This is a genomic window from Dactylosporangium sp. NBC_01737, from assembly GCF_035963215.1.
GTDB lineage: Bacteria > Actinomycetota > Actinomycetes > Mycobacteriales > Micromonosporaceae > Dactylosporangium.
In genome coordinates, this window is sequence record NZ_CP109153.1 from 8940743 (window position 1) to 8952938 (window position 12196).

The window sequence follows — 12196 nt, forward strand, 5'->3', positions numbered from 1 at the left end:
CTCCAGGCTACGCGGAATCAGGGTGACTGCTCCTGAAGGAACGCGACCAGAGCGGCGTCGTACGCGTCAGGCTGCTCCAGGTTGAGCATGTGCCCGGCGCCGGGGATCCCGGTCCGCCGCGCGCCGGGGACCTCGCGCAGCGCACGCTCCGTGACGGCAACGATGTCGGTGGAGTCGGCGTCGCCGATGAGCAGCAGCACGGGCGCGGTGACCTCGCCGAGGCGGTGCAGCGCGTCGCGTCCCAGCATCCGGCCCTGCGCGGTCGCGTGCTCGGCCACGTTGTGGGCGGCCATGTCCGCGCACCGGACCCGCACCGACGCGGCGACGTCGGCGGGCTGCCGGTGCGGGCCGTCGACCCACGCCCGCAGGAACGCCTCGACCACCGCGGGCGCGTCGCGCTCCTGCGCGGCGCGGGCCAGCTCCCGGTTGCGCTCGGCGATGTAGGGGTCGGTGAACGTCATCCCGCTGATCCCGGTCGCCGCCGCACACAGCGCCCAGACCCGCTCCGGACGGCCGACCGCGAAGTCGAACGCGATCCGCCCGCCGAGGGACAGCCCGACCAGCGCGGCGCGTTCGATGCCGAGGGTGTCCAGCACGACGGCCAGGTCGTCGTCGTGGCGGAAGTCGCCGGTGGCGGTGCTGGACCGGCCGTGGGAGCGGACGTCGACGCGGACCACCCGGTGCGTGGCGGCCAGCAGCTCGAACTGGTCGTCCCACATCCGGCAGTCGAGCAGCCCGCCGTGCAGCAGCACCACGGCGGGTCCGTCCCCGACTGCTTCGTAGTAGAGCCGGCCGTCAGCGACTTCGATGTGCCCCGTCCCCATCAGCCGACCCTACGGCGTGTATCGAAGTCAGGTGCAGATGCTCGCGGATTGCAGTTGTTGACGTGTCGGTCACCGGCATCGATGTGGTCTGGATGGTGCGGGTCAGCAAAGCCAAGCATATGGCCGTATGCTCTCATCCGTGGCGAACGGGGTGGGTCCTCGGCGGCGGGGGCCGAAGGTGGCGGCGGCGTGGCGGTATGACGGTCCGTTGTCGGTGTTGCGGCTGCCGCTGGACGTGTCGGACCCGCAGTCGCGGCGGCAGTTGGAGCGGGTGTTCGCCACGGCGTTCAGCGTGCGGCGGGCGGTGCAACGCGATGCCCGGGCCCGGTTGGCCGCGTTCCGGGCGGCGATCCATGAGCGGGCGGCGGTCGGGGCGGCGGCGGTGCGGGACCGGGTCGGTCTGACCCCGGCCGGGTTGCAGTACGCCGCGTACCGGCATGTGGATGCTGCCGCGCATGTGCGCCGCTATCTGACCAAGGCGATGGCGATGCATCTGGCTGACGGGGTGTGGCAGGCGGTGGACCGGCATCTGTTCCCGGACCGGACCGGCCGACCGGACCCCGCATCAGCGACACAGCCCGGCCGACCACTACAGGCGTACCACCGCGACCACACCTCCAACAGCTACCGGCAGCTACGCACCGCCGCGGCCATGGACGGCGCAGCCCGCACCCTCGCCGGGCGGACCCGGGCCCGCGTCATCGCCGCCGGCCTCGTCGCCGTGCACGGCGCGAACCTGACCGCCGAGACCGCAGACCTGCGGGTATGGGCCCGGCGGTGGGGCCGGGGCATCCACGCCTTCACCCCCGGCATGCTCCTCACCGCCCTCACCCACGAAGCCACCAAAGTCACCGCCACCGCCACTGTCAGCACCAGCGGCAGCATCGGCGCAGGCGGGGGTGGGTTGATGCGGGCCGGGACCCGGCACACCGCCTGGAGCCAGCACTGCCTCTGCGGCGCCCGCGTCCCCAAACCCCTCCGACAACGCCGGCACACCTGCCCCACCTGCGGCCTGACCGGCGACCGGGACCTCACCGCCGCCCTCCTCGGCGCCCACACCGTCCTGGACGACCCCAACCAGCCCAACACCGCCCGCATCGACTGGCCTCACGCACACGCCACCCACACCACCCTCGGCGTGACAGCGATCAACGAAGGGCTGCAAGGAGCCCTGACCGAGTCAACCGGACACCACCGCCCCCACCCACACCCCACCGGTGCCGGTGCACGGCGGCCGCAGCGCAGCACCAACCACCCCGTACGGGGCGGTCGATGCCGGCGTGCTCGGCGAAATACCGGACAGGCGCCCCCGACAACCCCGGACCAGACCCACACACCACCACCGTGCGGGACCACACCGGAACGACGAGACGCACACCCCGGACTGCGTCAACACCAGGGCACCAAACCCCGACATTGACACAGGCATTACAGGAACTGTTCTCCCTGTTCGGCCTTGCGCAGCAGTAGCGCCGGCGGCTCGAACCGGGAGCCGTAGCGGGCCGCGAGCTCGCGGCTGCGGGCGATGAACCCGGGCAGGCCGCCCTCGTACTGGTTGATGTACTGCAGCACGCCGCCGGTCCAGCCGGGGAACCCGATGCCGAGGATCGAGCCGACGTTGGCGTCCGCGACGCTGGTGAGGACCCCCTCGTCGAGGCACTTGACCGACTCGAGCGCCTCGGCGAACAGCATCCGCTCCTGCATGTCCACGAACGGCACGTCCGCGTCGGGTTTCGCGAAGTGCTCGCGCAGACCGGGCCACAACCGGTCGCGTTTGCCGCCGGTGTACTCGTAGAAGCCGGCTCCGCCGGAGCGCCCCGGCCGGCCGAACTCGTCGATCATGCGGTCGATGAGCGCGTCGGCGGGGGTCGGGGTCCATGCGTCGCCGTACGCGAGCCGGATCTTGCGCGGCAGCGTCAGGGTCAGCTCGTCCATCAGGGCGAGGACCGCGGCGGGGTAGCCGGCCTGCAGGCCGGCCTGCTCGATCGACGGCGCGGGCACGCCCTCGGCGAGCATGAGCAGGCCCTCACCGGTGAACGCGCCGATGACCCTGCTGGTGAAGAACCCCCGGCTGTCGTTGACGACGATCGGCGTCTTCTTCAGCTGCCGCACCACCGCCAGGGCCCGGTCCAGGGCGGCGTCGGACGTGGCGGCGCCCCGGATGACCTCGACGAGGGGCATCTTGTCCACGGGTGAGAAGAAGTGCAGCCCGACGAAGTCCTGCTGGCGCTTGACGCCGTCGGCCAGCAGCGAGATCGGCAGCGTCGAGGTGTTGGAGCACAGCAGCGCGTCCGGCGCGACGACGTCCTGGACCTCGGCGAACACCTTGTGCTTGAGGCCCGGGTCCTCGAAGACGGCCTCGATGACCAGGTCGGCGCCGGCGAGGTCGGCCGGGTCGGCGGTCGGGGTGATGCGGCCCAGGATCTCCTCGGCGGGCAGGAACGGCTTCTTGCCCAGGACCTTCACCGCGTACTGCTTGCCGCGTTCGGCGGCCTCGACGGTGACGTCCTTGAGCAGCACCTGCATGCCGGCCTTCGCGCACACGTAGGCGATGGCCGCGCCCATCATCCCGGCGCCGAGGACGGCGACCTTCGTGAACGGCGCGGCGTTCGTGCCGCGCGAGTTCGCCGCCTGCAGGTCGAAGAAAAACGCCTTGATCATGTTCTTGGCGATCTGCCCGGTGGCGAGCTCGGTGAAGTAGCGGCCCTCGATGGCGAACGCGGTCGCGAGGTCGACCTGGGCGCCCTCGACGGCGGCGGCGAGGATGTTGCGCGGCGCCGGGTACGGCGCGCCCTTGAGCTCCTTGCGCAGCGTCGCCGGGAACGCGGGCAGGTTCGCCGCGAACGACGCCTGCGCCGGGGTGCCGCCGGGGATCCGGTAGCCCTTCACGTCGTAGGGCTGCACCGCGCCCGGGTTGGCGGCGATCCACGCCTTCGCCCGTGCGAGGAGTTCCTCGCGGGGCGCAACCTCGTGGACGAGCCCGGCGTCCAGGGCGGCGGCGGGCCGGTGCCGCTGCCCGCGCAGCAGCACGGTGAGCAGCGCCTGCGCGATGCCGAGCAGCCGGACGGTCCGCACGACCCCACCGGCGCCGGGCAGCAGCCCGAGCGTCACCTCGGGGAAGCCGATCTCGATGCGGGCGTCGTCGGCGACGATGCGGTGGTGGCAGGCGAGCGCGAGCTCCAGGCCGCCGCCGAGCGCGGAGCCGTTGATCGCGGCGACGACGGGCCGGCCGAGGGTCTCCAGGCGCCGCAGCAGGCCCTTGAGGTGCATCGAGGAGGCGTACACGTCGGCGGCCTGGTCGGGGCCGATGCTGCCGAGCCGTTCCAGGTCGCCACCGGCGAAGAACGTCTTCTTCGCCGATGTGACCACGACACCGGTGATGTCGTCCTTCCCGGCCGTCAGCCGGTCCAGCGTCGTCTCCAGGTCGGCGACGAACGCCGTGTTCATCGTGTTCGCGGAGTGCGCCGGGTCGTCGAGGGTGAGGACGACGACGCCGTCGTCGCCGCGGTCCCAGCGAATCGTGTCGGTCATGTGCTGTGCGCCCTTCAGATTCGCTCGACGATGGTGGCGATGCCCATGCCGCCGCCGATGCACAGCGTGGCGAGGCCGTAGCGCAGGCCGCGGCGGTCGAGCTCGTCGACGAGGGTGCCGATGAGCATCCCGCCGGTCGCGCCGAGCGGGTGACCCATCGCGATGGCGCCGCCGTTGACGTTGACCTTGTCCAGGTCGAAGTCCATGTCCTTGGCGAAGCGCAGCACGACGGCGGCGAACGCCTCGTTCATCTCCACCAGGTCGATGTCTGCGGCGGTGAGCCCGGCCTTCGCGAGGGCCTTGCGGGTCGCGGGCGCCGGCCCGGTCAGCATGATCGTGGGGTCGGCGCCGCTGACGGCGGCCGCGACGATCCTGGCCCGCGGGGTGAGCCCGGCCCTCGTCCCGGCGGCCTCGCTGCCGACGAGCACGAGCGAGGCGCCGTCGACGATGCCGGAGGAGTTGCCGGCGGTGTGCACGTGCTCGATCCGCTCGACCCAGTGGTACTGCTGCAACGCCACCGCGTCGAAGCCGCCCATCTCACCGATCATCGCGAACGACGCCGGCAGCGCCCCGAGCCCGTCGAGCGTGGACGCGCGCAGGTGCTCGTCGCGGTCGAGCACGACCAGGCCGTTGCGGTCGCGGACCGGCACGACGGAGCGGCTGAAGTAGCCGCCGGCCCAGGCCTTCGCGGCGCGGGTCTGCGACTCCAGGGCGTAGGTGTCCACGTCCTCGCGGGTGAAGCCCTCCAGCGTCGCGATCAGGTCGGCGCCGATGCCCTGCGGGACGAACCGGGTGGTGAAGTTGGTCTCCGGGTCCATTGCCCACGCGCCGCCGTCGGAGCCCATCGGCACGCGCGACATCGACTCGACGCCACCGGCGAGGACGAGGTCCTCCCAGCCGGCGCGGACCTTCTGCGCCGCGACGTTGACCGCTTCGAGGCCGGACGCGCAGAACCGGTTGAGCTGCACCCCGGCGACCGTGTCGGGCAGGCCGGCGGCGATCGCGGCGGTCTTGGCGATGTCGGACCCCTGGTCCCCGATCGGGGAGACGACGCCGAGCACGACGTCGTCGATGTCGGCCGGGTCGAGTCCGGGATAGCGGCGGCGCAGCTCGTCGATCAGCCCGACGACCAGCGACACGGGCTTCACCCCGTGCAGCGAGCCGTTCTGCTTGCCTCGCCCGCGCGGGGTGCGGACGGCGTCGTAAACGAAAGCCTCAGTGCTCACCTACCCGAGAGTAACTTGTCCTCGTCGGGCGCGGTACCCCACCACCTCCCATCGCCCTGCGAGCATGTCCACATGCGCCGTGGGACCGCTGGCATCCTGCTGCGGGTCTCCGCGGCGGCTGTCGTCGTCACCGTGGACCACCCCGATGATCGACCGCTGCAGCGGCGCGGACTACGTCGACTGAACGCCCCACTCCTTGAGCACCTCGGCGGTGTGCTGCCCCGGCAGCGGCGGCGGCCCGCCGAGCGCCGCCGGGGTCGCGGAGAACCGGGGTGCGGGCACCGGCTGCACGACGCCCAGGTGCTCGGCAAACGTGCCCCGCGCCCGCAGGTGCGCGTCCTGCGGCGCCTCGTGCAGTGACAGCACCGGGGTGACGCAGCCGTCGCTGTCGTGGAACAGCGCGGACCACTCGTCGCGGGTCTTCGTCAGGAACACCGCGGCGAGCCGTTCCCGCAGCACCGGCCACTGCGCCACGTCCAGCTGGTCCGGCAGGTCGCTCAGCCCGAGCGTGGCGACGAGCGTGGCGTAGAACTGCGGCTCGAACGCGCCGACCGCGACGTGCCTGCCGTCCGCGGTCTCGTACACGTCGTAGAACGGCGCCCCCGTGTCGATCATGTTGACGCCGCGCCGGTCCTGCCACAGGCCGGCGGCCAGCATGCTGTGCAGCATCGTGCTGATGTGCGCGGCCCCGTCGACGATCGCGGCGTCCACGACCTGCCCGCGGCCGGTGCCCTCCGCGTCGCGCAGCGCGGCGATCACCCCGACGACCAGGTACATGGCGCCGGCACCGAAGTCACCGAGCAGGTTCACCGGCACCTGCGGCGGCCCGCCGGCCCGGCCGATCGGGTGCAGCGCCCCGGACAGCGCCAGGTAGGTGATGTCGTGCCCGGCGGTGCTCGCCCGCGGCCCGTCCTGCCCCCAGCCGGTCATCCGCCCGTACACCAGCGCCGGGTTCACCGCGTGCGCCTGCTCGGGGCCGACGCCGAGCCGCTCCGCGACCCCCGGCCGGTACCCCTCGATCAGCACGTGCGCCCGCTCGACCAGCCCGAGCACCGTCGCCACCCCGGCCGGCTCCTTCAGGTCGACGGCCACCGACCGTTTCCCCCGGTTGAGCAGGTCGGTGGCGGCCGGCGGCGCGATCGGCGACCCGGGCCCGATCCGGTCGACCCGGACCACGTCGGCCCCGAGGTCCGCCAGCATCATCCCCGCGAACGGCCCCGGCCCGATCCCGGCCAGCTCCACCACCCGCACGCCCCGCAAAGGTCCACTCGTCATGCCTGCCATCTTGACGGTTCCCCGCCGCGGCGGCCTACGGCGTCGTGGGGAACCGCACGGGGCGCGGCACGGTCCTATGCTCATGGATGTGCGTTCCCGGACCGGCGTCGCCTGCTTCCTGGGCGCTGCCGCGCTCGCCGCGGGTGGTTGCGGTGGCGGTTCCGCCGGGTCCGACGGCCCGGCGGGGACCGTCCACGGCACGATCGTCCAGTCCGGTGGCCCGCGCGGCGCGTCGCCCGGCGGCGCACCCGGCACGGTGATCGTGCGGCGCGGCGGTGCCGAGGTCGGCCGGCAGGACGTGGCAGAGGGCAAGGAGTTCACGTTCAGCCTCAGCCCGGGCAGGTACCGGCTGTCGGTGCAGGGCGTCAACGGCGCCTGCGTGGACGCGGACATCACCGTGACCGCCTCGTCGGACCAGTCCGTCGAGCTGCTGTGCCAGCGGAAGTAGGCACCTGCGGAGCGCGACCTGAGCCCGGTCTCACGCAACGGACGCTGAGACCGGGCTCAGGTGCGCTCAGGAACGTCACAGTGCTCGATGGCGAGACTGTCGGCATGGTTCGGGGGCGCACGGCAGCGGGTTGGACGGCGGTCGGGGCGGCGGCGGTGTACATCGCGCTGCAGGGCGACTGGGCGGACGGTTGGACGTTCGGCGTGAAGGCCGACGCGTGGCTGCAGGACGCGGCCACCGCCGCCCAGGTCCTGTGCGCGGCGGCCGGGCTGCTGGTCCTGCTCGTCGGGACCCGCCGGCAGCAGCAGCGGCGCCGGCCGGCCTCAGGCGGTGCGGCACACGAAGACGCCCCAGCCCAGAAACTCCCGCTGGTACTCCAGGTGCGTCCGCCTGCTGTGGTCCAGGTAGCGCCGCATGGTGTCGGCGTCCGGGCCCGCAGGGTGCGCACGCAGCCATTCGTCGACGGTCCACCACTGCGCCGCCACGTACCGGTCCCATGAGTCGCGGTCGGCCAGGACCATCTCGACCAGGCTCAGCCCGGCGGCGTCGAGCCGCTCCAGGGTGCCGAGCAGCGACGTGAACTCGGCGAACTCCGCCGGGACGCCGCCGGGCGGGGTCGCGGTCCAGTAGGGCTCCCCGACGAGCAGCAACCCGCCGGGGCGCAGCGCGGGACGCAGCAGCTCAATGGTGCCGGCCAGGCCGCCGCCGATCCAGGTGGCGCCGATGCAGGACACCACGTCGTAGGAGGCGTCGTCGGGGACGTCCTTGGCGGCGTCGCCGTGGCGGAACGTGACACGGTCGCTGACGCCGAGCTCCCGGGCACGGTCGTGGGCGGCGGCCAGGAACACCTCGCTGATGTCGACGCCCTCGCCGACGGTGCCGTAGACGTCAGCCCACCGCGACAGCATCTCGCCTTTGCCGCAGGCGAGGTCGAGGTGGCGCTGCCCCGGTCCGAGCCTGCACACCTCGCCGAGCAGCATCAACTTGTCGTCGGTGAACGGGTTGAGGATCCGGTGGCCGGCCTCGGCGATCTCATGCTGGCGAAGGATGTCCATGCTGCACCTTTGCCGCGGAAGGTGCCGGTTGTCCACCATTTTGCGGACCGGTGACGGCGCCGTGCAGGAACAGCTCGACGAGGTCCGCCGGTTCGCCGCCGGCCATGACGAGGTGCTGGAACACCCGGGCGAGGTATTCGGGGTCGCGGCGCAGCCGGTCCTGCTCGGGTTCGAACAGCCCGGCGAGGGCGTCGACGGTCGCGGTCATCGACTCCCGGCGCAGGTCCGGCCGGGGCGCGGCGGCAGGGTCCCGGCGGGGGCCGCCGAGGTGGCCGAGGGCGCCCGCGACCGCGCCCATCCGGCTCATGTACGCCCGCAGCGTCTCCACCGCCTCGACGAGCCGGTCGGCGAGGGGCTGGTCGAGGTCGATGGCGCGGACGTGGGCGAGGGTGTCGGCGGGGCGCAGCGCCTCGGCCATGCACGCGGCGAGCAGCTCGTCCTTGTCGGCGAACGCGCGGAAGACGGTGCCCTCGCCGATCCCGGCGGCGCGGGCGACCTGGGCGGTGGTGACGGCGGCGCCGTGCTCGACGACGAGGGGCAGCGCCGCCGCGACGATCATCGCGCGGCGCTGGTCCGGGCTCATGGGCGAGGCCCGCCTGCGGGGTTCGGTCATACCCCGATTCTGCGGAGTGAGTCCTCACTCCGTCAAGGATGACTTATCGTGATCTTCCGTGAACGGTGTCCAGCTCCTCCTGATCATCTTCGGCGGGATCACGGTCTCCGCCGTCGCGCACCGCCGCGGCGCCCAGCCGGGGCTGATCGTCGTCATCCTCGCCGCGGCCGCGTCGTTCATCCCGGGCGTGCCGCGGCTGGAGCTGGACAGCGAGCTGATCCTCGCCGTCGTCGTGCCACCGCTGCTGTACTCCGCGGCCCGGGGCGCGTCCATGTCGAGCTTCTCGCAGAACCTGGGCCCGATCCTCACCCTCGGCGTCACGCTCGTCGTGCTCACCACCGGCGTCACCGGTCTCGTCGCCTCCTGGCTGCTGCCCGCGATCGGCCTGCAGGCCGCGCTGGTCCTCGGCGCCGTGCTCGCCCCACCGGACACCATCACCACCGTCACCCACGGCAAGGAACTCGGCCTGCCGCGCCGGGCCACCGCGATCCTCACCGGCGAGAGCCTCGTCAACGACGCCACCGCGCTCACCCTGTTCGGCCTCGCCGTGGCCGCGACCGGCGCCGGGCACACCCTGTTCGACAACGGCTTCGTGCTCTTCCTGTACAACGCCTTCGTCGGCATGCTCGTCGGTGCGCTGCTCGCCGTGGTCACGCTGTGGCTGCGCAAGCGGCTGCTCGACCCGGTCCTGGAGACGGCGGTGTCGCTGCTGCTGCCGTTCACCGCGTTCCTGCTCGCCGAGCAGGTCCACGCCTCAGGCATCCTCGCCGTCGTCGTCACCGCGTTCTCCGTGTCGATCAACACGGCCCTCGACAAGCGCCACCAGTACCCGGGCGCCTACCGTGCCCGGTTGCAGGAGGAGGCCGTCTGGCCCGTTGTGGACTTCCTGCTGGAGACGTTCGTCTTCGCGTACATCGGCCTGCAGCTGCGATTCGTGGTGCAGAACCTCGCCTCGTCGGACTCGCTGCTGCGCACCGTGCTCGCGGCCGCCGTCATCCTCGTCACCGTCGTCGTCTTCCGCCTCGGCGCGGTCCCGGCCGCGTTCGCCTGGTGGGGGCTGCGCCGCCGGCGGCGCGAGCAGCGCGTCGAGACCGACCCGCGGGCCCGCGCCAAGTGGGAGCGCCGCCTGCAGTGGCGGGCCCGCCGCGGCCGCAACCGCCCCGTGCTCGGCGAACCCACCCCGAAGGAGGCGCTCATCGTCGGCTGGACCGGCATGCGCGGCATCCTCACCCTCGCCGCCGCGGCCGCCGTCCCCGAGCACCTCGGCGACGGCACCCCGTTCCCCGGCCGCGACGAGATCCAGACGATCGCGCTGCTCGTCACCCTCGGCACCCTGCTGCTGCAGGGCACCACGATCCCGCTGCTGGTGCGCCGCCTGCGCATCGACACCGCCGCGGAACGCGAACGGGAGGACGAGCTGCGCGCCCGTGGCGTCGCCATCGCCGCCGGTGCGGGCGGCGAGCAGGACTTCGACGCCCAGCGCGACGCCCTCGCCGACGCCGTGTTCAACGAGCAGCTCGACGACGACACCGCCCGCCGCCTCATCCACGACATCGACCTGCGCCAGGCCGCCCACGGCACCCACCCCCGGTAGGTGCGAGACTCTCCGGTCATGGGGATCTTCAAGCGCCGCGCCGCCGCCGAACCCGCCGACCTGGCCACCCTGATCATGCAGGGCGAGGACATGGTCGAGCAGCTGGCCCGGGCACACCAGTCGTGGGGTCTCGGCACCGCCGACCGGTGGGGCCTCGACCAGCGCACCGGCGTCATCACCTGGACGTTCCCCGACCGGACCGCCACGGCGCCGGCGCAGATCCTGGGCAGCTTCAACGCCTCGACGTCGTCGTGGGTCTGGGCGTGGGCCAACTCGAGCATCCTGCCCGGCCTGTGCCGCGACGCCGAAGCGGTGCGCGCCTGGGGCGAGGAGCACGGCCAGGGCGCCTTCACCCAGCCCCGGCTCGACGTCGGCGAGGAGGTCGCCGCCACCCTCGTCGCGGTCGCCGTGCGGGTCACCGGCGCGACCGGCTTCTACCGCGGCACCGGCACCGCGTCGGTGCCGGTCATCACGTTCGGCCCGGTCACGCTGACCGCCGCCGACGGCACCACGTCGACCTTCACCGTCGACGTCGCCTGACCATCCTCACGCCGCTGTCAGGGCGGCCGCGAGGTCGGCGGTCCGGCCGAGGAGCCGGGCCGTGGCGATCGGGTCCATGTAGTCCTGGTACGACACGATCTCCCCTTCGCGGACCCGGATGACGCCGAGGGCGCGGAACCGGTACGCCTCACCGGTCACCGCCGAGCGCCCGTGGTGCTCGATCTCGGCGACGACCACCTCGGGGTCGTCGGTGTCGCGGACGATCGCGTCGACGCCGTCCATCTCGAACAGCCGCCGGGATCCCGACGCCGCGCCGTGGTAGGCGCGGATCGCGTCCCTGCCGCGCAGTTCCCGCGGCTGGCCGGGCAGCGCGAACGGGTATTCCAGCACGCCGTCCTGCGCGAACAGATCCGCGAAGTGGATCCCTTCCCCGGCCACCATCCGCCGGACCTGCTCGGCGACCTCACGCGGGCTGTACACCATGGCTCCTCCAGTACAATCGGAACGATGACCCCGGTTAGACGATACGGAACGGTGGCCCCGGTTAGCAATGCCCGCTGAGCAGCCCCTGCGCGCCGACGCCCGGCGCAACCGCGACCGGATCCTCCTCGCCGCCCGCGACGCGTTCGCCGAGGCCGGGTTCGCGGTGCCGCTGGACGACATCGCCGCCCGCGCCGGCGTCGGCCCCGGCACCGTCTACCGGCACTTCCCGACGAAGGAGGCCCTGTTCCAGGCCGTCATCACGGCCAGGGTCACCGACCTCGTCGCCACCGCCCGGCGGCACGCCGAGGACCCCGACCCCGGCGCCGCCTTCTTCGCCTTCCTGACCCACCTGGGCGCCGAGGGCGCCGCCAAACGCGACACCTCCGACGCGATGACCGTCCCGGGCCCCCTGATCGCCGACCTGCACGCCGCGGTCGCCACCCTGCTCACCCGCGCCCAGGCCGCCGGCGCGGTCCGCCCCGCCGTCACGGTCGAGGACCTGTTCACGTTCCTGAAGAGCCTGTTCACCGCCGTGCACGACAGCACCGACCCGGGCAGGGCCGAGCGCCTCTTCGCCGTGCTGACCGACGGCCTGCGCGGGCCGGCCGCCTGAGTTGCCGTTCCCCGGCGTCGTTCGCCGGCGGCA

The 12196-nt window shown here is 72.9% G+C and carries 12 protein-coding genes; 5 read left to right on the top strand and 7 right to left on the bottom strand.

The window, feature by feature from the left end; all coding sequences use genetic code 11:
- Positions 1-17 precede the first annotated feature (17 nt).
- A complete protein-coding gene (locus tag OHA72_RS40675) occupies positions 18-824 on the bottom strand; it encodes an alpha/beta fold hydrolase (RefSeq protein WP_327001409.1) in 807 nt (268 codons plus the stop codon).
- Positions 825-963: 139 nt separating this feature from the next.
- Here OHA72_RS40675 and OHA72_RS40680 point away from each other — a divergent pair, with 139 nt between their 5' ends.
- On the top strand, positions 964-2244 hold the full coding sequence (locus OHA72_RS40680) for a hypothetical protein (RefSeq protein WP_327001410.1): 1281 nt from the start codon (positions 964-966) through the stop codon (positions 2242-2244).
- An 8-nt stretch (positions 2245-2252) separates the two neighbouring features.
- On the opposite strand, the gene OHA72_RS40685 is transcribed toward OHA72_RS40680, so the two are convergent.
- From OHA72_RS40685 to OHA72_RS40695, 3 genes are all read right to left on the bottom strand, one after another.
- Positions 2253-4355 (bottom strand): 3-hydroxyacyl-CoA dehydrogenase NAD-binding domain-containing protein, encoded by a 2103-nt coding sequence (locus tag OHA72_RS40685; protein WP_327001411.1) that lies wholly within the window; start codon positions 4353-4355, stop codon positions 2253-2255.
- A 14-nt stretch (positions 4356-4369) separates the two neighbouring features.
- Positions 4370-5581: an acetyl-CoA C-acetyltransferase gene (locus tag OHA72_RS40690; protein WP_327001412.1), complete on the bottom strand. Its 1212-nt coding sequence runs from the start codon at positions 5579-5581 to the stop codon at positions 4370-4372.
- A gap of 171 nt (positions 5582-5752) precedes the next feature.
- The gene (locus tag OHA72_RS40695; protein ID WP_327001413.1) at positions 5753-6865 is read right to left on the bottom strand and encodes a CaiB/BaiF CoA transferase family protein; all 1113 of its coding nucleotides are present in this window, start codon (positions 6863-6865) and stop codon (positions 5753-5755) included.
- 79 nt (positions 6866-6944) lie between these two features.
- Here OHA72_RS40695 and OHA72_RS40700 point away from each other — a divergent pair, with 79 nt between their 5' ends.
- A complete protein-coding gene (locus OHA72_RS40700) occupies positions 6945-7304 on the top strand; it encodes a hypothetical protein (protein ID WP_327001414.1) in 360 nt (119 codons plus the stop codon).
- A 323-nt stretch (positions 7305-7627) separates the two neighbouring features.
- On the opposite strand, the gene OHA72_RS40705 is transcribed toward OHA72_RS40700, so the two are convergent.
- Together OHA72_RS40705 and OHA72_RS40710 are read right to left on the bottom strand one after the other, a co-directional pair.
- Complete coding sequence (locus tag OHA72_RS40705) at positions 7628-8359, bottom strand: SAM-dependent methyltransferase (protein ID WP_327001415.1); 732 nt, start codon at positions 8357-8359, stop codon at positions 7628-7630.
- Positions 8337-8972, bottom strand: a complete 636-nt coding sequence (locus OHA72_RS40710; protein WP_327001416.1) for a TetR/AcrR family transcriptional regulator — start codon at positions 8970-8972, stop codon at positions 8337-8339. The genes OHA72_RS40705 and OHA72_RS40710 overlap by 23 nt, the downstream gene beginning before the upstream one ends.
- A gap of 58 nt (positions 8973-9030) precedes the next feature.
- Between OHA72_RS40710 and OHA72_RS40715 the strand changes: the two genes are divergently transcribed.
- Together OHA72_RS40715 and OHA72_RS40720 are read left to right on the top strand one after the other, a co-directional pair.
- Positions 9031-10566 carry a cation:proton antiporter gene (locus OHA72_RS40715; protein ID WP_327001417.1) on the top strand — a complete coding sequence of 512 codons (1536 nt, stop codon included), beginning with the start codon at positions 9031-9033 and terminating at the stop codon, positions 10564-10566.
- Between the two features lie 18 nt (positions 10567-10584).
- Entirely contained in the window at positions 10585-11106 is a 522-nt protein-coding gene (locus tag OHA72_RS40720) for a DUF6882 domain-containing protein (RefSeq protein ID WP_327001418.1), read from the top strand.
- Between the two features lie 6 nt (positions 11107-11112).
- Here OHA72_RS40720 and OHA72_RS40725 read toward each other — a convergent pair whose 3' ends face one another.
- Positions 11113-11550, bottom strand: coding sequence for a nuclear transport factor 2 family protein (locus OHA72_RS40725; RefSeq protein ID WP_327001419.1), 438 nt, complete (start codon positions 11548-11550; stop codon positions 11113-11115).
- A gap of 67 nt (positions 11551-11617) precedes the next feature.
- On the opposite strand from OHA72_RS40725, the gene OHA72_RS40730 reads away from it, so the two are divergent.
- Complete coding sequence (locus OHA72_RS40730) at positions 11618-12163, top strand: TetR/AcrR family transcriptional regulator (RefSeq protein WP_327001420.1); 546 nt, start codon at positions 11618-11620, stop codon at positions 12161-12163.
- Positions 12164-12196 lie beyond the last annotated feature (33 nt).

Excerpts from the sequence above, each read along its gene's own strand:
- OHA72_RS40705 (WP_327001415.1), bottom strand. The coding sequence starts at position 8,359 with ATGGACATCCTTCGCCAGCATGAGATCGCCGAGGCCGGCCACCGGATC.
- OHA72_RS40685 (WP_327001411.1), bottom strand. The coding sequence starts at position 4,355 with ATGACCGACACGATTCGCTGGGACCGCGGCGACGACGGCGTCGTCGTC.
- OHA72_RS40730 (WP_327001420.1), top strand. The coding sequence starts at position 11,618 with ATGCCCGCTGAGCAGCCCCTGCGCGCCGACGCCCGGCGCAACCGCGAC.
- OHA72_RS40710 (WP_327001416.1), bottom strand. The coding sequence starts at position 8,972 with ATGACCGAACCCCGCAGGCGGGCCTCGCCCATGAGCCCGGACCAGCGC.
- OHA72_RS40720 (WP_327001418.1), top strand. The coding sequence starts at position 10,585 with ATGGGGATCTTCAAGCGCCGCGCCGCCGCCGAACCCGCCGACCTGGCC.
- OHA72_RS40695 (WP_327001413.1), bottom strand. The coding sequence starts at position 6,865 with ATGGCAGGCATGACGAGTGGACCTTTGCGGGGCGTGCGGGTGGTGGAG.
- OHA72_RS40725 (WP_327001419.1), bottom strand. The coding sequence starts at position 11,550 with ATGGTGTACAGCCCGCGTGAGGTCGCCGAGCAGGTCCGGCGGATGGTG.
- OHA72_RS40675 (WP_327001409.1), bottom strand. The coding sequence starts at position 824 with ATGGGGACGGGGCACATCGAAGTCGCTGACGGCCGGCTCTACTACGAA.